Raw genomic sequence first — 24,584 nt, forward strand, 5'->3', positions numbered from 1 at the left:
TAGGTCGACGAAACGAAGGAGACCGACACAGAGGGATAGGGGGCACGCGTGCCCGACTGCGCGGCTCGTGCGGCCGCGGAGTTCTTCGAGTCAATCACCACTTGCACAACGGCGAGCCATGGCAGGTGGAATCTCACTAATTGATAGTCGACATCGCTGATGAGGTATCTACCGCGTGCTTGGGGTCTCGTCGGCACGGTCGGCCGAACCCTGGAGAATCAGATGAAGTACTTCTCATTTCCGGTCGGGTAGCCACCGCCATTGGTGGCGATATGGACATGGTCGTAGTGGTTCGCGGTTTCTGATCCCATTTCGGGCATGTACTGGCCCGACTTCGGGCCCAGGTATATGGCGTGTCGCCAGATCACATCGTCGATGTCCCAGCGTTGCGCGTTCGCCAGGGCGAAACCGGCGATCTGATTGCCGAGGTCGATGCCCTCGGGGGAGTCGGGATTGGGAATCATCACGTCGATCGCCAACCCCTCGGGGTGCCATTTCAACGCATCCTGTCGCCAACCGCCGATCGTAGTGATTTGTGGGAACAGCACGCTGATGGCGCGGGCCACCCGAATGGTGTCCACCTGCAACCCGTTCTCGGGCGCGACACCAGGTGGCAGTTCGAATGGCATGGCGGTGGCGGGAGTGGCAGGCGCACTTGCCGCCAACACTTGGGCCTCTGCCGGAGTGGCGAGCTTAGGTGCGCCGGGCGGCGGAAGTTCCGGGCTCGCCGGCACCGAAGCTGCAGCCGGGGTCGGCGCGCAACACGATGGTTGGGCGCTGTGGGCATGCTCTGAGTTCTGTACGTAGAGCATCCCGCCCGCCACGGTTATCGAAGCGGCGAGTGCCAACCAGCGGCCACGGCCGTCGGCTAACAGCTTTTTGTGCACGAGCAGCACTGTACTGCCGTTTCTCACGCAGTTCGGCGACATTGCGAACGTGTACTGAGGCGCCTGGCGGACAACACCGCGGACCAGGCTAGATCCCGTGCGGCACTGATTGATTCATCTGATGAGCAATGTCTGATGTCCCGCCTCACGTGAATTGGCGTCGCCACGTCGCCTCCGTCGCCTCCAAATCGGCTTCCCCGCCCTTGAGATCAGCCGATGCCGTGGGAATAGCACGCCGGAATGGACGTTCATAGTCCCCATGAGAAGCCTCAGCGAAACCGAACGCCAGGATTTCCTCGCCGACACCCACGTCGCCGTCCTCTCGGTAGCAGCCGCCGACGGCCGGCCGCCCGCCAGCGTCCCGATCTGGTACGACTACACCCCTGGCGGGAACATCCGCATCATGACTGGGGCGTCCAGCCGAAAAGCACGGCTGATCGAGCGCGCCGGAGCCGTGACGCTCGTGGTTCAGCGCGAGGAGCCGCCGTATCAATACGTCGTAGTGGAGGGCACCGTCGTCGAGACCACCAAACAGGTTCCGGCGGGACTGCAGGAATCCATCGCGATCCGCTACCTCGGCGAGGAAGGCGGCCGGGCATTCGCGCGCAGCATGGAAGGCGTCGAAGAAGTGCTGTTCACCATCCACCCCGACCGCTGGCTCACCGCCGACTTCACCGGCGATCTCTAGGCGCCAAGGCGCAACGTGCCGCTCAAGGCGGGCGTCACTTCAGCGCGCTGCCGTTGCGCCATTGATCCCACGGAATGGTCCAGTCACCGTTCTGTGCGGGGGTCAGCGGGGGGCCACCGGTGTTGCGGACTTCGACGACATCCCCTGGTATCGAGAAGTCGTAGAACCATTTGGCGTTGTCGCCGTTGAGATTCAGGCAACCGTGGCTGGTGTCGGTGTTGCCCTGCGCCCATACGGTGGCGTCGAGCTGGTGTAGGTAGATGCCGTCGGTGCTGATGCGGGTGGCGTAATTGATGGTCTCGCGATACCCCAGCCGAGAATTCTTCGGCAGCCCGAAGGTGGAGGAGTCCATCACCACCGGATTGCCCTTGTCGAGAACCGTGTAGACGCCCGGCGGGGTCCAAAACGACAGGGTCCGTCCATCCACTTCCTGCGTGCCGCCCATGCCCATCGACGTCGGCATGGTCCGTATCAGGCTGCCGTTGCGATAGACGCTGACCTGATGCGTGTGGTCGTCGGCGACAGAGACATGCGATTCACCGATGGTGAACTTGAGGTGCTCGTCCTGTTGCCCGAACACGCCTTGGGCCAGCGGGATTCCGTAGATCTTCGCATCGACGATGACCGTGGTTCCGGGCGTGTAGTGGTGCTCGGGGCGCCAATGTGCGTTCTGGTCGTCGACCCAGTTCCATGATCCCGCTGCCGGTGGCGAAGGGGTGACGACGAGCCGCCGCTCGGCTTCGGCCTTGTCGGTGATCGGCTCGTCGAAGTGGGCCACGATGACGACGCCCACACCGTAGGTGGCGCCGTCGGCAAGCGGTGCCTCCGATGTGGTCTGAAACGACACCTTGGTTTGGTTGGGCGGAGTCAGTGTGGTGAATGAAACCGGTTGTGTCGCCGTCTTTCCGCCCGGTCCGCGGCTGGTGATGGTCAGCGTGTAGGTTCGCCCGTACCCCAGCGGGACGACGGGATGCCAGAACTTCGCGTCGGGAGTGAGAATCCCTGCGACGGGCTTGCCGGTGTCGTTGACCATCGCCACGTCGGTCAGCGTCCCGGTTTGCGCACTGACCGACACAGGCGCGACGGGGTCGACGTCGTGGGCGCCCGGTGCGGGTTCGATCTTGAGCGACGCAGGTTCCGCCGGGTTCGGGAGCGGGGCGCCAGTCGGCGCCGACTGATGCGCACAGCCAGTCAGCGCGAGAGCCGCGGCCATGAGAAGGGCGAGAAGCAGAGCTGGAATCGTCTTCCAGATCGGCCGAAAGCGCTTGGGCTTCAGACTATTTAGCTCCGGTAGCGTGCGTGCGCTCATGTCCCCTCCCGTTCCCCTGACCCGCCCGTCTCGTGTCTGATCGTCAGGTACCCGCCGGCCTGCGAGTCAAACCGCGACGAGGTTGTACTGGGTCAGGGCCAGGGCGATCGCGCCGTCTCGGCTCAGGCAGTTGCGCCGTGCCGGATCGTCGATGGTCAGAGTGTGATTGCGACTGTCTGGAGCGGGTTATTGTGCCGTTGTGCGACTGAACGGAGCGGAACGCGAGTGGGTATACGCGGCGGTGGCAGATGAGCGGCGGTCGATCGCCACGTTGATCGAAAGTCTCAACGCCGACCAGTTGGCGACCCAAAGCCTATGTGCCGGGTGGGATGTCAAAACCGTTGCCGCGCATTTGGTCAGCGATTTCGCCGACGGATTCTGGGGCTTCATTGCCAGCGGTATTCGACACGGCGGCATCGATCGGGGAATCGACGCGCTGGCCCGTCGCCGGGCGCGAGCCTCAGCCACCGAGATCGCCGAGACGTTACGTCGTCGCGCTGACCACAGGCTCAGTCCGCCGGTGACCGGCCCGTTATCGGGCCTCACGGACGTCTTGGTACACGGTGCAGATATGCGCATACCGCTGGGAATCCCGCACCGGCCGGATCCACAGCATGTCGCCCGGGTGCTCGATTTCCTTACCAGTCGAACGCAATTCGGCTTCTTCCCGCACCGACGCCTGCGGGGCATCGCGCTACACGACCAGGACACCGGACGAACGTGGGGCGACGGCGAATCCATCCGCGGACCGGGAGCGGCGGTGATGTTGGCGGTGTGCGGACGCACGGTCGCGCTTGACCAACTCGCCGGCCCCGGCGTGCCCGTCCTACAGTCCCGGCTTCCGGACTAGCTAGCCGTGTGGACGATCAGAATGTCGATCTTCGCCTTGCGGGCGACGTCGGCGGGAACCGACCCTAGAAGCCGCCCGGCGACGGAATCCAACCCCACATCACCGACGACGATCAGGTCCGCCTTCACCTCTCCCGCCAACTTGATCAGCGCCTCGACAGGGGCGCCGACGATTGCGCGCTCTTCGACATCCTTGGCGCCTGCTGCCTTGGCCCGGTCGCGGGCGTCGTGGAGGATGTCGTAAACGGCCGCATCACCGTGCACCTTGTAACCTTCGCGCCCAAGTGCATCCTCGGCGCGCCTGTCGCTCGCCGGATCGGGCGACGGTGGCCTCGACCAGCCACCCTTTTCCTCGTGATGGATATGCGCGCTCGCCACGATCAACTTCGCGTTCTCCTGCGCCGCGAACGCTCCCGCTCGCTCGACCGCACGCATTGACGAGTCTGAACCGTCGGTCCCGACGATCACCGTTCGATAGCCACTCATGGTCGCCTCCTTGCCGCCGGTCGCGACGAACACGACAGTAACGCCAGCCGGGCGATCGACGCTTGGCTTTGCGACATAGCCGGCTGTAACTGTCTAGGGCGTCGAATCCGACGCCCGACGCCGCGCACGCCATTTCCGCCAACCGTGATGCGTGACGAACGCGCCGATGATCGCGGTCACACACCACACCGCGATCGCGGAGTAAGCCAACGGCGACGACAGGTTTCCGATCGACGCGCCCAATGCGGTGTAGACGAACGCGCGCGGCGCCGCGCCGATGAATGCGCCAATAGCCATCTGCCACAACGGAACTCCGAACGCGCCGAACACGTAGCAGGCAAGCGCATCCGAGATGCCGGGGACGAACCGTTGACCGACCACGGCCCACAGCCCTCGGCGGTCGATCAACCGGCCCAGACGGTCGGCCCGTTGCGGCCCGAGGAGGGCTCGCGCGCTGTCGCGTCCGGCGCGACGGCCGACCAGACTGGCGATGATCGCCGTCCCGACCGTCGCGCCCAGCGTGACGAAGACCCCCAGGACGGGCCCGAACAGTAGCCCGCTGCCCGCCGCCAGGATCGGGCCCGGCACGAACACCGCGGCGAGCACAGCGGCCACCACGACGTAGGTCAGCGGCGCGGCGGGCCCGGTCGCGGCGACCGCGCGCCGCACGTCCTCGACATCGACGATGTGGGCGACGGCAACCAGATAGAACAACCCCAACAGGAACGCCGCGAACAGCGCCAGTCGCACGATGTGACGGCGTCGACTGAGAGTGGTGACAGTTTCGCCTTCGGACATGCCGGATCCGCTGCCGCAATCGACGTCAGGCATCGAAGTTCGTGCTGGCGGTGAGTTTTTCCCACTTGGCGATCTCGCTCGCGCGGGTGTCGGCGATGTAGCGGTAGGCGGCCAGCGCGTCGGGCCCGAGGAGCAGGAATGCGGGCGGCTCACTCGATTCGACCGCCTCGATGATCGCGCTGCCTGCCTTCGCGGGATCACCGGCCTGGGTGCCGTCCATCGTGTCGTTCTCCTTGCGGCGTTGTCCGGCGGTGCCCGCGTAGTCATCGATGATTGTTGTCGATTGGGTCAGCGACCGTCCCGCGAAATCGGTGCGAAACGCGCCCGGCTCGACGACGGTGACCGAGATGCCAAGGGGCGCAAGCTCACCGCGCAGGGAGCCACTTACCCCTTCGATCGCGGCTTTGGCCGCGGCGTAGTAGCCGGAGCCGACCGGGGTGAGCTGAACCCCGATCGACGAGATGTTCACGATCGCTCCGGAGCGACGGGCGCGCATGCCGGGCAGCACGGCCTTGATCATCGCGACGGTGCCGAAGAAGTGTGTCTCGAAGAGCGTCCGCACCTCGGCGTCCTCACCCTCTTCTACGGCGGCGCGATAGCCATAGCCGGCGTTGTTGACCAGCACGTCGACGCCGCCGAACCGATCTTCGGCCTGGCGCACTGCTGTCGTCACCTGATTCGGATCGGTGACGTCGAGCGCGACGGCAAGGACCCGGTCGGGTGTGGAATCCGCCAGGTCGGCGACCCTGCTGACATCGCGGGCGGTGACGACGGCGTTGTGGCCTGCGTCGATGACGGCTTCCGCCAGCGAGCGGCCAAGCCCCGTCGAGCAACCGGTGATGAGCCAGGTGGACATTTGCGATCGCTTCCTTTCACCTCACCCCGCTGGCCAGTATGGACGAAGTGCCGCTTTGCACCACACCGCGTCGTTACGCTCCATGGGTGGGGGACACGTTGTATGCAACGTGCGGCGATCTCAGCATCGCGTATCAGGTGTTCGGCGAGGGGCCGGTCGACCTGGTCTTTGCGGGGTCGTTCGTCAGCCACGTCGAGCTCTTCTGGACCATGCCCGAATTCGAGGCCTTCTTCCACCAGCTGTCCGCCTTCTGTCGGGTAGCGCTCTTCGACAAGGCGGGCGTCGGCTTGTCCGACCCGGTGCCGAAGGTTCGCACTCTGGAAGAGCGGGCGGGCGAGATCGAGGCTGTGATGGACGCGGTCGGCTTCGAGAAGGCCGTCATCTTCGGGGTCAGCGAGGGCGGCCCGGCTGCCATGGTGTTCGCGGCGACACGGCCACAACGAACACGGGCTTTGATCCTCACGGGCACCGGCGCATACAACGGCATCACCGGATGGGACGACATCGAGCGAGACCCGTCCGAGATCCGGAAGCGCATGGTGTCGGACATGGGCGAGGCATACGCGCCCTCCGCAGAGCAGATTGCCGGCGTGCAGAGCTTCGGCCGCGCGATCCGATCGGCCTGGGGCAGTGGTGAGGCGCTGGGTTACCTCGTTCCGTCAGTCCGGTCGACTCGTCAGCTGGCGATGTTGGAGCGCATGAGCGCCAGCCCGGGCATGGCGCGCGCGACGATAGAAGCGGTGTTCAATTTGGACATTCGGCCGATCCTGCCGACGATCACCGCGCCGACTCTGGTCATCCATGCCCGCGAAGACCCCATTCCGGTGCAGGGCGGCCGGTATCTTGCCGACCACATCCCCGGCGCGCGGTTGTTCGAAGTCGATGGGCGCGATCACGTTCCGTGGTTCACGGGTCCCGACGACATCACTGGGGAAATCGAGGAGTTCCTCACCGGGAGCCACGCCGCGCCCGCGCAATCGCACCGGGCGCTGCGCACCGTGTTGTTCACCGACATCGTTGCCTCGACGCAGCGCGCCGCGGCGACCGGGGACGAACGGTGGCGCGCACTCCTACACCGGTTTGACGAGATCACCACCGAACTCACCGAAAGGTTCGGCGGCACGGTAGTTAAGGGCACCGGCGACGGCCACCTCATGACGTTCGAGGGGCCAACGCAGGCAATTCGCTGCGCGGAGGGACTGCGGTCTGATGCCGAGAGGCTGGGCATCGAGATTCGCGCAGGAATTCACACCGGCGAGTGCGAATTGCTGGACGCCGACATCGGCGGAATTGCAGTGCATATCGCTGCGCGGATTCTCGGCCACGCCGGCGCCGGAGAAATCCTCGTCTCAAGGACCGTTCGCGACCTGGTCGTCGGCTCGGGTACGGGTTTTGAGGATCGTGGCAGTGTCGACTTGCGTGGTGTGCCCGGCAGTTGGCAGCTGCTCGCCGTCGATCGTCACGGCGCACCGTCGGAATCGGTGGAGGCGCAACTGGCGTCGCTGCCCACTCCCGGGCCCCGGACGGCGATGCGCCGGTCGGATCGCGCAGTAGAGGTGATCGCCCGCCGATCGCCGTGGATGCTGCGCACGGTGGCTCGCCTCAGTCCGTCCGGCAGGACCCCCACCGGAGCCAACGCCCGCTCCTTTTAACGGATGTCGTTGATGTCGTTCTTCAGCGCCTCGGCTTCGGTCCCGAACACCGCTTGCACGCTGTTGCCGACTTCAACAACGCCCGCGGCGCCGAGAGCCTTGAGCCGAGCCTGATCCACCTTGCTCGCATCGGCCACCTCCATGCGCAGCCGGGTGATGCAGGCATCGACATTCACGAGGTTCTCCCTGCCGCCGAACGCCGCGATGACCTGTTCGGCCTTGCTGTCGACCGCGGCAGGAGCGACGGCAGTCGCGGTGCCCGCCCCACCGACGGTGATGGCCGCCGCGGACTCGGTGCCCTCGCCGAGATTCGCCGCTTCCTCCGCTTCGAACTCGCTTTCGGGTTCGCGGCCAGGCGTCCGCAGGTTCCATCGCGTGATGGCGAACCGGAACAGCAGGTAGTAAACGACGAAGAACACGACGCCCATCCCGAGGAGCAATGGAATGTTCTTCGCCGCTGGAGCACCGCCCCACAGAAACAGGTCGATAAGCCCCGCGGAAAACGAGAAGCCAAGGTGTATGTCGAGCAAGTACGCGATCGCAAGCGACAGGCCGGTCAGCACTGCATGGATGAGGTACAGGGGGAATGCCACGAACATGAACGCGAACTCGAGGGGCTCGGTCACGCCGGTCAGAAACGCGGTCAGCGCCGCCGCCGCCAGAATGCCGACCGCGACTTTCCGTTGTCTCTTGTTGGCCACCTGGATCATCGCGAGCGCGGCGGCAGGCAGCCCGAACATCAGGATCGGGTAGAAGCCCGAGGTGAGATGGCCCGCGGTCGGGTCGCCAGCGGCGAACCGCGTGAGCTCACCGGTGACGACTTTGCCGTCTGGCGACTGATAGTCGCCGTAAAGGAACCAGATGTACGAGTTCGGAATGTGGTGCAGGCCCAACGGAATCAACATCCGGTTGACGAAGCCGTAGACGAAAGCGCCGAGCGCTCCGGAGCCGCCGATGAACTTGCCGAGCCCGGTGAGACCTGCGTCGAAGATCGGATAGAAGTAACTCATTGCAAACGCGATGAACAGACAGGCCAGCGACACCACGATGGGAACGAAGCGTCGGCCGCCGAAGAATCCGATGTAGGACGGCAATTGGATGGTGTGGTAGCGGTCGAACAGCCACGCGCTCACCAGACCGACCACGATGCCCGCGAACACGCTGTAGTTGATCTGGGCTTGCTCGCCCGCCTTGTCGACCTGGCCGGCGAGCACGATCGGCGACATCGTCTTGAACACCGCTTGCACCACCAGATAGCCGACGACAGCGGCCAATGCTGTCGAACCGTCCGCCTTCCTGGCGAATCCGATGGCGACGCCTACGGCGAAAAGCAGCGGGAGGTTGCTGAACAGCGCGTCGCCCGCGGCGCTCATCGCCTTGAAGAACGAGCTGATGAGGGGGGCGTGAATTCTGCCGAGCACATCGGGCTGGCCAAGTCGGAGCAGGATTCCCGCCGCGGGCAGCACCGCGATCGGCAGCATCAGACTCTTGCCGAGCCGCTGCAGTTGGGCGAAGCCGGGAATGCGTCGACCCGACTTTGCTGCCGTCCCTTGAGGTTTCGCCGCGTCGCTCACTTGTGTGACCCTCCTCTGCCGAAGCTGAGCGGAAGCCTAGACGAGAACGGGTGAACTTGAGACCGTCTTGCTCACACGCTCGTATTGTTGGTGCGTGAGTATGACGTCAGTCCTGGCCCCGGTTGGCGGCCGCGCGGTTCCGTTGCAGGACGTGCCAGACCCGGTGTTCTCGCAGGGCATGGTGGGCTACGGAGCGGCGGTGGACCCGCCGCGAGGCGTGATCGAGGCGGTCGCGCCCGTCAGCGGGAAGATCTTGAAGTTGCTGCCGCACGCCTACATCGTCATGACACCGGACAGTGTCGGAGTGCTGGTGCACCTGGGTATCGACACCGTCCGACTGAACGGCGAGGGCTTTACGACGCACGTCAGCCAGGGCGACGAGGTCAGCGCCGGCCAACTCGTGATCACCTACGACGTAGCTTCGGTCGAGGCCAAGGGGCTGAATCCGATTGTTCCCGTCGTGGTGATGGACGAGCGCGAGTCCTCGAACATCGTGCCAGCCGATGCGGTTTTCGAGGGAGCGGAGATAGCCTCCGGCGCAAGTCTTTTCACTGCGAGCAAGTAGATGGAAGTCGTAATTCTCGCAGACGCCAAGGAGATCGGTGTTGTCGCGGCCGACGCGATCGGCGCGTTGATGGCGCGCAAGCCGGCCGGCGTCCTCGGTCTCGCGACGGGGTCATCGCCGGTTGCGATCTACGACGAGTTGGCGGCGCGCTGCGAAGCCGGACTGATTTCGTTCCGGGAGGCACGGGGATTCACGCTCGACGAGTACGTCGGGCTGCCCGCGGACCACCCCGAGCGCTACCGCAACGTCATCGACAAGGTCTTCGTTTCGCGCGTCGACTTCGCGCCAGGGGTGGTGGACGGTCCCGATGGTCTGGCGCGTGACATCCCCGCCGCCTGTGCGGCGTACGAGGCGGCGATCCGGGACGCGGGTGGCATCGACGTGCAGATTCTGGGTATCGGCACCGACGGACACATCGGGTTCAACGAGCCGGGGTCCTCCCTCGCGTCGCGCACCCGCATCAAGACGCTGACCAGGCAGACGCGGATCGACAACGCCCGGTTCTTCGGCGGTGACGTCGACGCCGTGCCGACGCACTGCCTGACCCAAGGGTTGGCCACCATCATGGCGGCCAGGCATGTGATTCTGGTTGCCACGGGCGGAGGTAAAGCCGAAGCCGTCCATCACCTCGTCGAGGGTGCGGTGAGCGCGATGTGGCCCGCGACCATTCTGCAGCATCACCCGCATGTGACTGTTCTGTTGGATGATGCTGCGGCACACAGACTTCAGCTCGCCGGCTATTACCGGGAGACCTACCGAGCCAAGCCGGATTGGCAGGGCATCTGAGTGCTGTTGACCGCCGACACCTTGCTGACGGGCCGAGAGCTGTTGCGGCCCGGGTGGATTGACGTTGTCGACGGTAGCGTCGCCGCTGTCGGCGGCGGCCCGCCGCCCGGTGCCGTAGATCGCGACCTCGGCGCTGTCACCGTGGTGCCGGGGTTCGTCGACACGCACCTCCACGGAGGGGGTGGAGCCAACTTCTCGACGGCTTCTGCGGCAGAAACGGCCACCGCGGTGGCGCTGCATCGCAGGCATGGCACCACGACGCTCGTCGCGTCCCTCGTGACGGCGAGCACCGACGAATTATTGCGGCAGGTAAAGGGATTGGCTGAGGACGTGCACGCCGGCGTGCTCGCCGGAATCCACCTGGAAGGGCCGTGGCTGTCCACCAAACGGTGCGGAGCCCACCAGGCATCCCTGATGCGCGACCCTGACCTCGGAGAGCTGGACCGCCTCCTTGACGCGGGGGCGGGCGCGATTCGCATGATCACCTTGGCGCCGGAACGCGACGGCGCCCCGGCGGCGATCGAGCGCATCGTCGATCGCGGAGTGGTGGCCGCCGTCGGTCACACCGAGGCCACCTACGAGCAGACGCGCACGGCGATCGGGGCGGGTGCGACGGTGGGCACGCACTTGTTCAACGCGATGCGTCCGATCAACACTCGTGAGCCCGGCCCGGTGATCGCGCTACTCGAAGACACCCGCGTGACAGTCGAAGTGATCACCGATGGCGTGCACGTCGACCCCGCGCTGTACCGGCATGTCGCGCGCAGCGTAGGCCCCGACCGGGTGTCGCTCATCACCGATGCGATGGCCGCGACCGGAATGGCCGACGGGGCCTATCACCTCGGCCCGGTCCAGGTCGATGTCGTAGGCGGGGTGGCCAGGGTGGCGGGCACAGACACCATTGCCGGCAGCACGGCGACCATGGATCGGGTATTCCGGTTCGCGGTCATGCATTGCGGGCTGCCTCGCGACGAGGCTCTGACGCTGGCCGTGCGGCAGGCCTCGATCAACCCGGCCCGCGCGCTTGGGCTGGCATGCTCGGGTCTTGTTCCCGGCGCAGGCGCCGACTTGGTGGTGTTGGACTCCGATCTGGTGGTGACCGCCGTACTGCATCGCGGATCGTGGGAGGCGTTGGGATGAACGAGTCGCGACCGGCCGTTGTGATGCTGCTGCCCGCAGTCGATTACGACCCAACCGAATCCGCTGTCATTTGGGACGCACTGACCGATTCCGGCATTGGGGTGCGGTTCGCCACGCCGGACGGTCGGCCCGCCTATGCCGACGCGCGGTTGGTGGACAAGGGATTCTCGGTGCTGTCGCCGGTGCTCATGACGCGCCCCGAAGATTTGAGGGCATATCGGCGCATGGTCGACGACCCGTGCTTCGCCGAGCCATGCGCCTACCAAGACGTGGACGTGGACAGTGCCAACGGCGTTTTCGTTCCCGGCGGCCATGCCAAGGGCGTCCGAACGCTGCTCGAATCCTCAGCGGCACAAGCGGTTACGGTGGCTGCGATGTCGCGGAGTATCTCCGTCGGCGCGGTCTGCCACGGGGTGCTGCTGCTGGCACGCTCGATCGACCCGGCGACTGGGCGATCGGTGCTCCATGGCCGGCGAACCACAGCGCTGACCGCGGCGCTCGAGCTGGGCGGCTGGGCGATGACCCGACTGTGGCTGGGGGACTACTACCGCACCTACCCGACGACAGTTCAGGCCGAGGTCACTGCGGCCCTGGCCTCACCAACCGACTTTCAACCCGGGCCGCGAGTCACGCTGCGCGACAGCCCAAATCACCTCAGCCGCGGCTTCACCGTGAAGGACGGCAACTACCTGTCGGCCCGCTGGCCCGGTGATTGCCATCGGCTGGCCGCGGAATATGTCGACATGGTGTGGTCTGCATACCGGGGGGACGGGTAGTTCGGTGCGGCTTCCCACTGAAAGTATTGCCGTGCAGTACTTGGCTGTTGTGCTGATTACGATCACCGGTGCGCTGATGTTTGCTTCCCCCGCGATGGCTGAACCGACGGACAGCGGCGAGTCAGCACAGTCGGTGATCGACGGCCTGAAGGCCGAGGGCTACAACGTCGTGATCAATTGGCTGACGGGCTACGACACCGTCCCGCTGTCAGTGTGCACGGTAGAGAACATCAATAACCCCGACGACTCGGCGCCGCCTGCCGGAACTTTCACGACCGTGTACGTCGACGTCGAGTGTCCTAATCACCTTTACGGCTGATGCCCAACGCCTTCCGTGAAAGCCGGTGCGACGAAGCGCTGCAGCATCTGGTGTTCGGCACGGGAATCGCTGCCCGGCAACAACATCAGCGACAACACCATGCGCACGATCCACTGCGCGGCCTGCGGGTCGTCATGGGTGATCCCGGTGAGCTCTGAGGCGAAGTCGGCGACGGCGTCTGAGGCGGTCAGCCAGTTCCAGCCACCGCTGCGGGCCGAGTCCAGGAACAGCTGTCCCGCAGGATCGGCGCGGATCTCCTTGACCGCCACCTCGATTGCGGTCAGCACCCTGTCCGGCCCGGTGCGGTCTTTGACGCTGGCCCGCACGGTTCCGACGATGCGGGCGCCTGCTCGCGCCAGCACTGCTTCGCGGATGTCCTTCTTGCCGCCGACGTAGCGGTACACGGTGGCACGCGAACAATGGGTCTGCGCGGCCAATGCGTCGACGTTGAATGCGCCGATGCCGTCGCGATAGATCATCTCGGTCGCCGCGGCATAGATCCGCTCGATCGCGGCGGCGCGGCGGCCGTCGTCGAACAGCCAATCGTCGCGCGACATGTGTTTGAACTTATCTCATTCCTGAGACAGACTTATAGAAATTCTCAGCGGTCTGTGCAGGTCCGCTGCCCTTGGTGAGACGCCGACGAGTCTGGTCCCGTCGGTGGCGTTATCGACTCTTGTCCAGGTCATTGACCGACCCAATTCACGCTGGTCAACCTGTACAAATGACGGTGCTTCACGATGCGCTCGCGTTCTTCGACACCGACGCGATTCAGGACCCCTATCCGCTATACGACCGCATGCGTGCCGAAGGGCCGGTTCATCGGATCGGCGACTCCGGCTTCTACGTGGTGTGCGACTGGGCCGCGATCAACGACGCCGTCAACCGTCCCGACGACTTTTCGTCGAACCTGACCGCCGCAATGATGTTCACTGCCGACGGCACCGTCGTTCCGTTCGAGTTGGACCGGCTCGGCGGACCAACACAAATCCTCGCCACTGCCGATGATCCGGCCCATGCTGCGCACCGAAAGATGCTCGTGCCGCAGCTGGCTGCGAAGCGGATACGCGAGATGGAGGCGTTCATCAGCGCCACGTTCGAGGAGCGATGGGCGGACGGATTGCGCGATGGACGGATTGAGTGGATGGGAGCGGTGGCCAACAGGCTTCCGATGATGGTCGTCGCCCATCTGATCGGCGTTCCCGCCGAGGATGTCGACCAATTGATCGAGTGGGCCTATGCGAGCACGCAATTGCTCGACGGACTGGTCGACGAGCAACGGCTCATCGCAGCGGGCACCGCGGGCATGGAAATGGGTAACTACATCCATCGCCAGTTTCTGCGCGCGGCAACCGATCCGGAGGACAATTTCCTCGGTGCCCTTGCCGCCAGCCGTCGCGCCAACGAGGTCGAGGAGATCACCGCGCAGCTGATGATGGTCATCTTGTTCAGCGCAGGCGGAGAATCGACCGCGTCGCTGCTCGGTAGCTCAATGGAGATCTTGGCGACACGACCCCACATTCAGGAGCAACTGCGCGAAAACCCTGACCTACTCGGCCCGTTCATCGAAGAGGCGTTACGGTATGAACCGCCCTTCCGCGGCCACTATCGCCACGTCGTCGCCGATACCACCCTTGGCGGCGTGGACCTGCCTGCCGGATCGCGGCTGTTGCTGCTGTGGGGCGCGGCGAGCCGCGACCCCGCCCAGTTCGACGAACCCAATGAGTTCCGGCTCGACAGGCCAGGCGGTAAGGGGCACATCACTTTCGGCAAGGGCCTGCATTTCTGTGTCGGCGCGGCGCTCGCGCGGCTGGAAGCTCAGGTCGTTCTGCGGGCGGTCCTCGACCGAACGTCGTGGGTTGACACGTTGGAGGTCGGGCCGTGGCTGCCGAGTATCCTCGTCCGGCGCCGTGAACAGCTATGGCTGCGGGTAGGGCGCGAATCGGTTGTTGAAACCGGACTTTCGTAGCGCTATCTGGTCCAGCCGATCCTGCGCAGTGGCAGGGACGGTTCCCGCGGGCAGCACACTGGCCAATTGATCGAGGGAGACCACCTGCGAACTGACGGTGGGCAGATTCGTGGCCTGCGGGTCGATGTCTTGGAACCGGATCGAGATCGTGCCCTGGTTCAGTCCGCCGGTGGACACCCAGTTCCAGATCTCTGGATCCTGCGGTGAAACCACGATTGTGTAGGTTCCGTCGGCGTTCTTCTTGGCTTGGGAGATATTCAGGCTGGTCTGCTGATCCCAGTAGTTGTCCGTGATGGTCCAGTCGTTGGTCACCGGCACGACGAAGTAGCCGGCGTCGCCGGGATTGATGGTGAGGACCAGCGCCTGATCATCGTTGAGCTGGAAGTAGCCGGCGCTCTGCATCTGTGTCGCAAGGAATTCGGCGTTGCGCGTCGGGTTGGTGAACACGTTGGGTTGCCTGCGTTCGCCGGTGGTCGGGTCGACCGTCGCCACCTTGATGTACTTGGCTTCCATCTGCAGACCGAGCGCCATGATGACCGCGGTGACCGTGCCCCGCAGCAACGGCGGCGTGTCGGGCAGCGGCGGAATCAGCGATACCAACGTCGTCAACAACGGGTTCTTCGTCACCGTCGGACCGATGAATGGAATGGCGAATCCGCCCAGTTGGGCGAACAGGCTGTTGGGCGGCCCGCTGACGCGCTCGATCGACAAGCTCATCGGATCCTGATTATTCCAGTCCGACAATGTATTTCGTGCTGCTATCAGTGTGGTGTCGTCGGTGATCTGGATGTGGTTGGGGCCCGGCCCGGTCGGTGAGCCGCTCACGGTGATGGTGAAGGAGCCGTCGGGGTTGCGCACAAGATCCTTGCCGTTGAGCATCGACGCCGTGTTGCCCGACAAACCGGTCAGCACGCTGAACGTCGTCTCGGCCGGGTCGTCGCCGGTGAAGCGGCCCGTGATCACGTACGTCGAGGTCTTGTTGACAGCCATGAAGCGGTAGATGGTGTCCGGGTTGTCGTACAGGATGCGCGATCCGTTGACGTCCTGTCCGTACCAGGTGTGTGGGGGAGCCACTTGCATCACGGCTGTCGGGGTCATCGGGTTGAGCAACTGCTGCTGAAACGCCGCACCCATGGCGTATTCGTTGACGGCTTCGTTCAGCGCGTCGAGGTTTTCCTGATCCGGTCCGCCGACGAGATTGAACTGTTGCTTCGCGGTTGAGCGCCAACCGAATTGGAGCACCAGCTTCATCAACTGAACGGGAAGCGTGTTGACGGTCTGGGCGGCGCGCTGTTCTGCGGAGAGTTGTTCGTGGGTCCCTAGCGGGCTGACAGCGAGTGTCTGAGTGGTGGCCGCCGGTGTCGCTGTGATCGATGACGCGCCCGAGGTGTGCACGACCTCGCGACTGGCCGCACTCAACGTCGACACCATGGCCAGGGTCTGGGCGGGAGCATCCGGCTTCGGCGCAGGGTCGCTGACCGTCGTCTGCGCTGTCGAGGCCGTGCTGTCGGCGGCCTTGGGCGCAGTTGCCTTCTTCTTCTTTTTGCGGGTGGCAGACGGTTGGGCGTCGGTCGACGACGGTGTGGCTGGCGCCTCGCTCGTCTCGGCCTTGCTTGTGGTCTTCTCTGTCCCGCCGTCATGAGAACTCGCGCTCGAACTCGAGGAGTCCGACGCGTTCGCACCGTCGTCGGCTGCTGCGATAGCCGGACTGTTGGCGATTGCCGCCCCGATGCCCAATGCGACTGCGAGTCCGCCGACCCTGCCGATGAATCGACCGTATCTGTATGGCGTCGTTGCCACGGGGCGAGTCCTTCCGCAGGGCATCTGCCTACCGCAAACGCCTTCCGGGTACTGTAGTCACATGACTACAGTCCGGGCAAGGGTCGAATCCGCCCGCGCCGGCGCACCGCTTGGCAGGGCCGAGGTCGTTGCCGCGGTCCTCGAATCAGCCGCCGATCTGTTCGCAGAGCGCGGGCCTGGAGCAACGTCCATCCGGGACATCGCGGCTCGCTCGAATGTCAACCACGGACTGATCCACCGGCACTTCGGCAGCAAGGACGGACTCGTAGCGGCGGTGCTCGATCATCTCGGCCAGCACTTGGCGGGTCTGCTCGCCGTGAACGCCGATGGCAGTGCGGTGGGCGAGGCCGTCGACCGTCAACTGCGCGTGATCGCCCGTACTTCGCTCGACGGATATTCGATCGGGGAATTGCAGAGCCGCTTTCCGACGATGGAGGTGTTGCTCGACAGCGTCCGCGCCCGGCATGTGTCCGAACTCGACGCTCAGCTGGCCGCGGCGCACACCATCGCCCTGCAACTTGGCTGGTGCCTGTTCGGCGACTTCCTCCGCGCGTCGACTGGGCTCGACGACCTCGACGATCGCACGTTTGCGCGCTCGGTGGGCAACGCCGTGGCGCGGATTCTCGAACCCGCGGAGCCGACCGCCACATAGCTCGGCATTTCGCTGCCTGGCCAGTTCATCGCTCGCAACGCAGTTGAAACCGTTTACGCGCGCGAAATCGGCTTTGCCGCAACCGATTCTGACAATCGAAAGCATTCATTTCACATGCAAGAAAACCGTAAGAGATTCGCTGAATGCATTTGCAGGCGTACGCATCGGGCCTAACGTAATCAAGATGAATGTCCACGTCGTCGAGGCACGGCGCTGTCCGTTCTGCCAGCACATCGTGAATACATACGTCGATCCGCGGGATCCCGACAACACACCGCACGACGGCGACATCTCGGTTTGCGCCAACTGCAGCGGTCTGTCGGTCTTCCAAGGACATGAACTGCGTCTGCCCACACCCGCTGAACTGGCCCGCTCGATGCGCGACAAGAAGCTCCTTCACACCATCAAGGAGCTTCGGGCCGAACAGTTGGGGTGGAGCGTTTTCTGAGTCGTCGCTAGTTCTCAGGCCAGCGGGCCGACGACCGCTTCGGCGGCAGTGACCAACGCGCCCGACGCCGCCAGACCGACGACCGCGTCGATCTCCGGCGCCAGGTACCGATCGGTGCCCGGCCCTGGAACGGATTCTCGGACCGAGGCGATGACCGCCGCGGTCGCAGGCGATGCCGCCAACGGGGCGCGCATCTCGATGCCGCGCGCGGCGGTGTAGACCTCGATCGCCAGGACGCGGGCCAGGCCGTCGATGGCCCTGCGGAGCTTGCGCGCCGCCGACCATCCCATCGACACGTGGTCTTCCTGCATCGCCGACGACGGGATCGAGTCGACACTGGCCGGGTTGGCGAGCCGCTTGAGCTCGGAGACGATCGCGGCCTGGGTGTACTGCGCGATCATGTGGCCGCTGTCCACCCCGGGGTCGTCGGCCAGAAACGGGTTGAGGCCGTGGCTGCGGGCGACGTCGAGGAATCGGTCGGTGCGACGCTCGCTGATACTGGCCAGGTCGGCAACCGCGATGGCGAGGAAGTCCAGCACATACGCGATGGGGGCGCCGTGGAAGTTGCCGTTCGATTCCACCCGGCCGTCCGGCGTGACGACTGGGTTGTCCACGGCGCTGGCCAATTCGCGGCCCGCGACGGTGCGAGCATGCTCGACGGTGTCGCGCACTGCGCCGGCGACCTGGGGCGCACAGCGCAGCGAGTACGCGTCCTGCACCAGTGAGCAGTCCGGGCCGCTGTGGCTTGCCACGATCGGTGAGTCGGCGAGCACGCGGCGCATGTTGGCGGCAGCGGCGGCCTGGCCCGGATGGGGCCGCAGGGCGTGCAGGTCCTCGGCGAACACCCGGGTGGTGCCGAGTTGGCCCTCGACGCTCATCGACGCCGCGACGTCGGCCAGCTTCAGCAACCCGTCCAGGTCTCGCAGCGCAAGCACCAGCATGCCGAGCATGCCGTCGGTGCCGTTGATCAGTGCCAGCCCCTCCTTCTCGGCAAGCACAACCGGTTCGATCCCGTGGCGGGCCAGCGCGTCGGCGGCGGGCAGCAGTTCGCCGTCGGCCGTCCGCACGTGGCCTTCACCGATGGCCGCCAGCGCGACATGGGCGAGCGGGGCGAGGTCGCCGGAGCAGCCGAGGCTGCCGTACTCGTAGACGACGGGCGTCAGGTTCGCAGAGAGCAGCGCGGCGTACGTCTGCGCCACCTCGGGCCGCACCCCGGTTCGGCCGGTGGCCAGGGTCGACAATCGCAGCAGCATCATGGCCCTGACGACCTCTGGCTCGACCTCGGGGCCTGAACCGGCGGCGTGTGAGCGAATCAGGCTGCGCTGCAACTGTGTTCGCAGTTCCAGCGGGATGTGTCGGGTGGCAAGTGCGCCGAATCCCGTTGACACCCCGTAGACGGGCTTCGGGTTGTGCGCGAGTTCCTCGATGCGGGCGCGGCTCTTGGCGATCACGTCCAGCGACTCATCGGAGAGGCTCACTGCGGCGCCGCCGCGTGCGACGGCGACCACCTCGTCGAAACTGACGGGGCCGACGCCCACGACGACGGTTTCGGTACTCACGATCGTGACTCCACTCTTTCGGTCAGGTGCTTGCCCGCTCGCACAACGTCGCGGACGAGTGGCACACCCGGGCGGTACGCCAAATGGATGAAGGACGGGGCGGCCAACGCCACGAAGTCAGCCCGCCGCCCAACGGCGAGGACGCCGACGTCTTCGCGGCGCAACGCCGCCGCGCCGCCTGCGGTCGCCGCCCACAACGCTTGGGCCGGAGTGAAGTTCATGTCCCGCACCGCGACCGCGATGCAGAACGGCATGCTGGTGGTGTACGAGCTGCCGGGGTTGCAGTCGGTCGCCAATGCGACGGTCGCCCCCGCGTCGATCAATCTTCGACCGTCTGGATACTGTGCGCGCGTCGAGAATTCGGCGCCAGGCAGCAGAGTGGCGACGGTCGTGTCGGCCGCCGCCGCGAGCGCTTCGACATCCTCGTCGGTGGCGTAGGTGCAGTGATCCACCGACGCCGCACCCAGTTCCACCGCGAGCTGGATGCCTGGGCTCGGCCCGAGTTGGCCCGCGTGTAGTCGCGCGACGAGCCCGGCCTTCATTCCTTCGGTGAGGATGTGTCGGGCCTCGTCGACGTCGAAGGCGCCGCGGTCGCAGAACACATCAACCCACCGGGCGTGTGGCGCGCAGGCCCGCAGCATCGGGCCGGTGACCATGTCGATGTACGCCGCGCGGTCGTCGCGGAACTCCGACGGAACGACGTGCGCGCCAAGGAATGTCGTCTCGTCGGTGACGGCTTTGGCGATCCGCAGACAGCGGGCCTCGTCTTCGACGGTCAGCCCGTAGCCGCTCTTGCATTCGAACGTGGTGACGCCCGCAGCCAGCAGCTCTTCTGCCAGCCGCTCGACACCGGCGAGCAGGGTGGCGTCGTCGGCCTTGCGGGTGGCGGTGACCGTCGACGCGATCCCGCCCGCGCCATATGGTTCACCGCTCATCCGCGCTGCGAACTCCGCCGACCGTTCGCCCGCGAACACCAGATGGGAATGGCTGTCGACAAATCCGGGGATCACGCTGGCCTCGCCGCAGCTGACCCGCTCGTCGGCGTCGGGGGCCGCCGAACGTTGGCCCACCCAGGCAATCTGCCGGCCATCGACGATCAGGGCAGCGTCGGAGATGATGCCGAGCGGATCGCCGTCGGCGTTCGCGGGATCGTTGGTGACCAGCTCGCCGATGTCGGTGTACAGGACAGTCATCGGGCATCCATCAGGTCGGCGATGGCCGTACAGAGTTCGGCCTCGACATTGGGTACGGCGACGTGTTTGCGGTCGACGACCACGGCGCGGCCGTCGACCACCACATCGGTCACGTCGGGTGCGGCCGCGGCGAACACCGCGGTTTCGGCGGTCGCACCACCGCCCGCTGTCCGGACCGAATCCAGCTGTACGGCAACGAGATCCGCACGGGAGCCGACCTTCAGCTCGCCGGCGTCGGCCCAGCCCAGACTGCGGTGGCCGTCGTAGGTGGCGGCGCGCAGCAGTCGGTCGGCGGTGATGGCGCCGCGGGTGTGGGAGGCGAGACGTTCGTTCAGTTCGACGGCGCGCGCCTCTTCGAACAGATCGATCACGGCGTGGCTGTCGGAGCCCAGGCAGAACAGTCCGTGCCCGGCCAAGAGCGCGGGCGCCGGGCCGATGCCGTCGCCGAGGTCACGTTCGGTGGTGGGGCAGAAGCACGCGCCGGTCGACGTCGCGTCCATGTCGGCGATGTCCTCAGCGGTGAGGTGGGTGGCGTGCACGGCAGTCGTCCGCGGTCCCAAGGCGCCGGCATCGCGAAGCACCGCGGTCGGCGTGCGACCGTGTACCGCGAGGCATTGCTCGACCTCACGGATCTGCTCTGAGGAATGCACATGCAATGGAACACCGTGCACCGCAGCCCATTCCACGACAGCGCCCATGTGCTCGACGGGAACGCCCCGTACGGAATGCAGCGCAGCACCGACCAGAACGTGCTGATCGTCTACCTGCTGTCGCAGCGCCTCGACGCGGCCGGCCCACTGGTCGCCGGTCCCGTCGCCGAATCGCTGCTGTGGGCCGGCCAGCGGTGTGCCGTCCGGCGCGGAACTCAGATAACAGGTGTCGAGCAGGGTCAGGCGGATGCCGGCGTCGGCCGCGCCGGCGATGACGGCGTGTCCCATCGCGTTGGGTTCGGTATATCGGGTGCCGCCGTTGTCGTGGTGCACGTAGTGAAACTCGCCGACGGAGGTGATTCCTGCGAGCGCCATCTCGGCGTACACCGCGCGCGTCAGGCGGCGGTACCGATCGGGGTTGAGCCGCTCGGCCGCGCGGTACATCAGATCACGCCAGGTCCAAAACGATCCGCGATCCTGTTGGGTGCGGCTGCGCAACGCTCGATGAAACGCATGCGAATGCGCGTTGGCCAGGCCGGGAATGACAAGCCCGCGCAGCCGGTGCGCGTCGGGTCGCGCGGTGGTGTCGGTGTCGATCGCCGTGATGCGGCCGTCGGCAACGGTGACCTGGACGCCATGCGCCACGTCGTCATCGCCGAGCCAGGCATGCTCACACCACCACGCCTCGGTCACGATGCCACCCAGTCGGCCATGACGTCGGCCAACGCCACCGCTCCGGTGTTGCAGTCAGACGCCTCGGCAAATTCGTCGGGGGAGTGCGAAACCCCGGTTGGATTGCGTACGAACAACATTGCCGTCGGCACGACCGCGGAAAGGATGCCTGCATCGTGGCCCGCCTGCGTTGGCAACACCGGTATGTCGCCGAGGTGGGCCAGCGCCTGCTGCAGCCGCGCCCGCGGGCCCTCGGGAAACTCGACGATCGGGGTGACCGATTCGGCATCGACGCCGAGTTCGATGCCGTCGGCAGCGGCGTGCTGCCGGGCCTCGGCCGTGATCTTGTCGACCAGCGACCGCAGCGTCGCCTCGTCCGCTGCCCTGGCATCCAGCCACGCATGCACCGACGACGGAATCGCGTTGGCCCCGTTGGGTGCAACGATCACCTTGCCGAATGTCGCCACCGCGTCGTGGGCGGCCGCGGCCGACCGTGCGGAATGGACCGACGAGGCGAATGCAAGCATCGGGTCGCGCCGGTCGGGCAACCGGGTGGTGCCCGCGTGGTTAGCCTCGCCGCAGAACGTGAACTGCCAGCGGCCGTGCGGCCAGATGGCCGATGCGACGGCGATCGGGCGGTCGACGAGATCCAGCGCACGGCCCTGTTCCACGTGAAGTTCGACGAAGACACCGACGCGTTTGGTCAGCCGGGGATCGGTGCCGAGGTGGTCGGGCCGCCTGCCCGCCTTCGTCATCGCCTCATCCAATGTCATGCCGTGCACATCGCGCAGCCCACGCGCACGCTCGGCGCTCAACGCGCCGGTGGACAGTTGCGAGCCGATGCATGCGACGCCGAAGCGGGCGCCCTCTTCGTCGGAGAATGCGGTGACCGCGACGGGAACCTTTGGTACGACACCGCGTTCGCGGACGATGTCGATGGCCGCGAACGCGGACGCCACACCGAGCGGCCCGTCGAAGGCGCCGCCGTCGGGCACCGAATCCAGGTGTGAGCCGGTGACGAAGGCATCGCTCGGGTCGCCGGACCAGCCCGGCGGCATCCACCACGCCCACAGGTTGCCGTTGCGGTCCTCTTCAACATCCATGCCGCGCTGGGCGGCGCAGCCGGCGAACCATTCGCGCAAGGCCAGATCGGCATCCGACCATGCGAAGCGGCGGTAGCCCCCGGTCGCGGGGTGCCTGCCGACGTCGAGGATCTGCGGCCAGAGCCTGTCAAAGGCCGTCACACGTTCTCCTGCATGGGAATTCGCACACCGCGTTCGGCGGCGACTTCGGCCGCATGTTCGTAGCCGGCGTCGACGTGGCGGATCACGCCCATGCCGGGGTCGTTGGTCAGCACTCGCGCGAGTTTCTGCGCGGCCAGGTCGCTGCCGTCGGCCACCGTCACCTGACCCGCGTGGATGGAGCGGCCCATCCCGACGCCGCCGCCGTGGTGGATCGACACCCATGTAGCGCCGGAGGCGGTGTTGACCAAGGCGTTTAGCAGCGGCCAGTCGGCGATCGCGTCGGAGCCGTCGAGCATCGCCTCGGTCTCGCGGTACGGGGATGCGACCGAGCCGGAGTCGAGGTGGTCGCGGCCGATCACGATCGGCGCGGACAGTTCACCGGATGCCACCATCTCATTGAACTTCAGTCCGGCAAGATGGCGTTCGCCGTAGCCGAGCCAGCAGATGCGTGCGGGCAAGCCCTGGAACGTGACCTTCTCGCCGGCCATCTCGATCCAGCGGGTGAGGTGCTTGTTGTCGGGGAACAGCTCGAGGATCGCCCGGTCGGTGGCCTCAATGTCCTTCGGATCACCCGAAAGTGCCGCCCAGCGGAACGGCCCGAGTCCTTCTTCGAATTGCGGCCTGATGTAGGCGGGCACGAAGCCGGGGAAGTCGAATGCCCGGTCGTATCCGGCTTTTCGGGCTTCGTCGCGGATGGAGTTGCCGTAGTCGAACACCTCGGCGCCGCGGTCTTTGAAGCCGACCATTGCGGCGACGTGCTTGGCCATCGACTGCTGGGCCTGCTCGGTGAAGTAGACGGGATCCTTGTCGGCCATCTTCTTCATGTCGTCGAAGTCGATGCCGATGGGCAGGTAGCTCAGTGGGTCATGCGCGGAGGTCTGGTCGGTGACGATGTCGATCGGGGCGTCGCGGCGCAGCAGTTCGGGCAGCACCTCGGCGGCGTTGCCCAACAGGCCGATCGACAGCGGCCGCTTGGCGTCGCGGGCCTCGACCGCCAGCCGCAGCGCGTCGTCGATGTCGGCGGCCTTGGCGTCGAGGTAGCGGTGTTCGATTCGTCGGTCGATGCGGGACTCGTCGCAGTCAACGCAGATCGCCACACCGTCGTTCATCGTGACGGCCAGCGGCTGCGCGCCGCCCATGCCACCAAGGCCCGCGGTCAGCGTGATCGTGCCTGCCAGTGTGCCGCCGAACTTCTTCTTCGCGATCGCACCGAAGGTCTCGTATGTCCCCTGCAAGATGCCTTGGGTGCCGATGTAGATCCACGAGCCCGCGGTCATCTGGCCGTACATCATCAGGCCCTCGGCCTCGAGCTTGCGGAACTGCTCCCAATTTGCCCAGTCGCCAACGAGATTCGAGTTCGCGATCAGCACGCGGGGTGCCCACTCGTTGGTGCGGAACACGCCGACCGGCTTGCCCGACTGCACCAGCATGGTCTCGTCGTTCTCGAGGTTGCGCAGCGTCCGCACGATCGCGTCGAAGGCCTCCCAGCTGCGCGCGGCCTTGCCGGTGCCGCCGTAGACGACGAGATCCTCGGGGTGCTCGGCCACCTCAGGGTCGAGGTTGTTCATCAGCATTCGCAGCGCGGCCTCCTGTTGCCAACCTTTACAGGACAACTCGGTGCCGCGGGGGGCCCGCACGAGGCGCGCGGTGGAGGTCATGGTGGTTCCTTTTCGCTGGTCAAACTCGGTGTGCTTCCAGAACACCGCACCTGC

24 protein-coding genes are annotated in these 24,584 nt (G+C 65.9%); 11 read left to right on the top strand and 13 right to left on the bottom strand.

All coding sequences use genetic code 11. From position 1 onward, the window contains the following. Nucleotides 1–218 precede the first annotated feature (218 nt). Nucleotides 219–887: a glycoside hydrolase gene (locus J3E61_RS18825; protein WP_210084550.1), complete on the bottom strand. Its 669-nt coding sequence runs from the start codon at nt 885–887 to the stop codon at nt 219–221. Nucleotides 888–1,146: 259 nt separating this feature from the next. Here J3E61_RS18825 and J3E61_RS18830 point away from each other — a divergent pair, with 259 nt between their 5' ends. Then, nucleotides 1,147–1,575 (top strand): pyridoxamine 5'-phosphate oxidase family protein, encoded by a 429-nt coding sequence (locus J3E61_RS18830; protein ID WP_210084551.1) that lies wholly within the window; start codon nt 1,147–1,149, stop codon nt 1,573–1,575. Between the two features lie 34 nt (nt 1,576–1,609). Here J3E61_RS18830 and J3E61_RS18835 read toward each other — a convergent pair whose 3' ends face one another. Beyond that, nucleotides 1,610–2,851, bottom strand: coding sequence for a L,D-transpeptidase family protein (locus tag J3E61_RS18835; RefSeq protein ID WP_210085618.1), 1,242 nt, complete (start codon nt 2,849–2,851; stop codon nt 1,610–1,612). Nucleotides 2,852–3,083: 232 nt separating this feature from the next. Between J3E61_RS18835 and J3E61_RS18840 the strand changes: the two genes are divergently transcribed. Then, nucleotides 3,084–3,734 (top strand): maleylpyruvate isomerase family mycothiol-dependent enzyme, encoded by a 651-nt coding sequence (locus J3E61_RS18840; RefSeq protein WP_210084552.1) that lies wholly within the window; start codon nt 3,084–3,086, stop codon nt 3,732–3,734. On the opposite strand, the gene J3E61_RS18845 is transcribed toward J3E61_RS18840, so the two are convergent. From J3E61_RS18845 to J3E61_RS18855, 3 genes are all read right to left on the bottom strand, one after another. Then, nucleotides 3,731–4,219, bottom strand: a complete 489-nt coding sequence (locus tag J3E61_RS18845; RefSeq protein ID WP_192721511.1) for a universal stress protein — start codon at nt 4,217–4,219, stop codon at nt 3,731–3,733. The genes J3E61_RS18840 and J3E61_RS18845 overlap by 4 nt on opposite strands. A gap of 93 nt (nt 4,220–4,312) precedes the next feature. Continuing rightward, complete coding sequence (locus J3E61_RS18850; RefSeq protein WP_210085619.1) at nt 4,313–5,017, bottom strand: TVP38/TMEM64 family protein; 705 nt, start codon at nt 5,015–5,017, stop codon at nt 4,313–4,315. Nucleotides 5,018–5,042: 25 nt separating this feature from the next. Next, nucleotides 5,043–5,873, bottom strand: coding sequence for an SDR family NAD(P)-dependent oxidoreductase (locus tag J3E61_RS18855; RefSeq protein WP_210084553.1), 831 nt, complete (start codon nt 5,871–5,873; stop codon nt 5,043–5,045). An 86-nt stretch (nt 5,874–5,959) separates the two neighbouring features. Between J3E61_RS18855 and J3E61_RS18860 the strand changes: the two genes are divergently transcribed. Further along, nucleotides 5,960–7,525 carry an adenylate/guanylate cyclase domain-containing protein gene (locus J3E61_RS18860; RefSeq protein WP_210084554.1) on the top strand — a complete coding sequence of 522 codons (1,566 nt, stop codon included), beginning with the start codon at nt 5,960–5,962 and terminating at the stop codon, nt 7,523–7,525. Here the strand turns inward: J3E61_RS18860 and J3E61_RS18865 are convergent. Next, nucleotides 7,522–9,099, bottom strand: a complete 1,578-nt coding sequence (locus J3E61_RS18865; RefSeq protein WP_210084555.1) for a PTS transporter subunit EIIC — start codon at nt 9,097–9,099, stop codon at nt 7,522–7,524. The genes J3E61_RS18860 and J3E61_RS18865 overlap by 4 nt on opposite strands. Before the next feature lie 94 nt (nt 9,100–9,193). Here J3E61_RS18865 and J3E61_RS18870 point away from each other — a divergent pair, with 94 nt between their 5' ends. From J3E61_RS18870 to J3E61_RS18890, 5 genes are read left to right on the top strand one after another with little or no spacing between them, the layout of a single operon-like run. Beyond that, on the top strand, nt 9,194–9,664 hold the full coding sequence (locus J3E61_RS18870) for a PTS glucose transporter subunit IIA (RefSeq protein ID WP_210084556.1): 471 nt from the start codon (nt 9,194–9,196) through the stop codon (nt 9,662–9,664). Beyond that, nucleotides 9,665–10,450: a glucosamine-6-phosphate deaminase gene (nagB, locus tag J3E61_RS18875; RefSeq protein WP_210084557.1), complete on the top strand. Its 786-nt coding sequence runs from the start codon at nt 9,665–9,667 to the stop codon at nt 10,448–10,450. Beyond that, nucleotides 10,451–11,590, top strand: a complete 1,140-nt coding sequence (gene nagA, locus J3E61_RS18880) for an N-acetylglucosamine-6-phosphate deacetylase (RefSeq protein ID WP_210084558.1) — start codon at nt 10,451–10,453, stop codon at nt 11,588–11,590. It abuts the gene before it with no gap. Further along, nucleotides 11,587–12,366: a DJ-1/PfpI family protein gene (locus J3E61_RS18885; protein WP_210084559.1), complete on the top strand. Its 780-nt coding sequence runs from the start codon at nt 11,587–11,589 to the stop codon at nt 12,364–12,366. Before nagA ends, J3E61_RS18885 begins: the two co-directional genes overlap by 4 nt. A 31-nt stretch (nt 12,367–12,397) precedes the next feature. After that, nucleotides 12,398–12,685, top strand: a complete 288-nt coding sequence (locus tag J3E61_RS18890; protein ID WP_210084560.1) for a hypothetical protein — start codon at nt 12,398–12,400, stop codon at nt 12,683–12,685. On the opposite strand, the gene J3E61_RS18895 is transcribed toward J3E61_RS18890, so the two are convergent. Next, nucleotides 12,676–13,242, bottom strand: coding sequence for a helix-turn-helix transcriptional regulator (locus J3E61_RS18895; RefSeq protein WP_210084561.1), 567 nt, complete (start codon nt 13,240–13,242; stop codon nt 12,676–12,678). The two genes, J3E61_RS18890 and J3E61_RS18895, sit on opposite strands and share 10 nt — an antisense overlap. A 167-nt stretch (nt 13,243–13,409) precedes the next feature. On the opposite strand from J3E61_RS18895, the gene J3E61_RS18900 reads away from it, so the two are divergent. Next, on the top strand, nt 13,410–14,654 hold the full coding sequence (locus tag J3E61_RS18900; protein WP_210084562.1) for a cytochrome P450: 1,245 nt from the start codon (nt 13,410–13,412) through the stop codon (nt 14,652–14,654). On the opposite strand, the gene J3E61_RS18905 is transcribed toward J3E61_RS18900, so the two are convergent. After that, nucleotides 14,604–16,478, bottom strand: coding sequence for a DUF1214 domain-containing protein (locus J3E61_RS18905; protein WP_210084563.1), 1,875 nt, complete (start codon nt 16,476–16,478; stop codon nt 14,604–14,606). The genes J3E61_RS18900 and J3E61_RS18905 overlap by 51 nt on opposite strands. A gap of 37 nt (nt 16,479–16,515) precedes the next feature. On the opposite strand from J3E61_RS18905, the gene J3E61_RS18910 reads away from it, so the two are divergent. Beyond that, nucleotides 16,516–17,106 carry a TetR/AcrR family transcriptional regulator gene (locus J3E61_RS18910; protein WP_210084564.1) on the top strand — a complete coding sequence of 197 codons (591 nt, stop codon included), beginning with the start codon at nt 16,516–16,518 and terminating at the stop codon, nt 17,104–17,106. A gap of 184 nt (nt 17,107–17,290) precedes the next feature. Then, entirely contained in the window at nt 17,291–17,554 is a 264-nt protein-coding gene (locus J3E61_RS18915; RefSeq protein ID WP_192721498.1) for a hypothetical protein, read from the top strand. A 14-nt stretch (nt 17,555–17,568) separates the two neighbouring features. Here the strand turns inward: J3E61_RS18915 and hutH are convergent, their stop codons facing one another. Genes hutH through J3E61_RS18940 form a run of 5 tightly spaced genes read right to left on the bottom strand, consistent with a single transcriptional unit; the run spans nt 17,569 to nt 24,530 of the window. Beyond that, nucleotides 17,569–19,116: a histidine ammonia-lyase gene (gene hutH, locus J3E61_RS18920; RefSeq protein WP_210085620.1), complete on the bottom strand. Its 1,548-nt coding sequence runs from the start codon at nt 19,114–19,116 to the stop codon at nt 17,569–17,571. After that, nucleotides 19,110–20,306, bottom strand: coding sequence for an imidazolonepropionase (locus J3E61_RS18925; RefSeq protein WP_210084565.1), 1,197 nt, complete (start codon nt 20,304–20,306; stop codon nt 19,110–19,112). Before J3E61_RS18925 ends, hutH begins: the two co-directional genes overlap by 7 nt. Next, nucleotides 20,303–21,649: a formimidoylglutamate deiminase gene (locus J3E61_RS18930; protein ID WP_210084566.1), complete on the bottom strand. Its 1,347-nt coding sequence runs from the start codon at nt 21,647–21,649 to the stop codon at nt 20,303–20,305. Before J3E61_RS18930 ends, J3E61_RS18925 begins: the two co-directional genes overlap by 4 nt. After that, a complete protein-coding gene (locus J3E61_RS18935; RefSeq protein ID WP_210084567.1) occupies nt 21,646–22,872 on the bottom strand; it encodes an allantoate amidohydrolase in 1,227 nt (408 codons plus the stop codon). The genes J3E61_RS18930 and J3E61_RS18935 overlap by 4 nt, the downstream gene beginning before the upstream one ends. Next, the gene (locus tag J3E61_RS18940) at nt 22,869–24,530 is read right to left on the bottom strand and encodes a urocanate hydratase (RefSeq protein ID WP_210084568.1); all 1,662 of its coding nucleotides are present in this window, start codon (nt 24,528–24,530) and stop codon (nt 22,869–22,871) included. The genes J3E61_RS18935 and J3E61_RS18940 overlap by 4 nt, the downstream gene beginning before the upstream one ends. Between the last annotated feature and the right edge of the window lie 54 nt (nt 24,531–24,584).

The organism is Mycobacterium sp. OAE908, assembly GCF_017872775.1.
Classification (GTDB): domain Bacteria; phylum Actinomycetota; class Actinomycetes; order Mycobacteriales; family Mycobacteriaceae; genus Mycobacterium.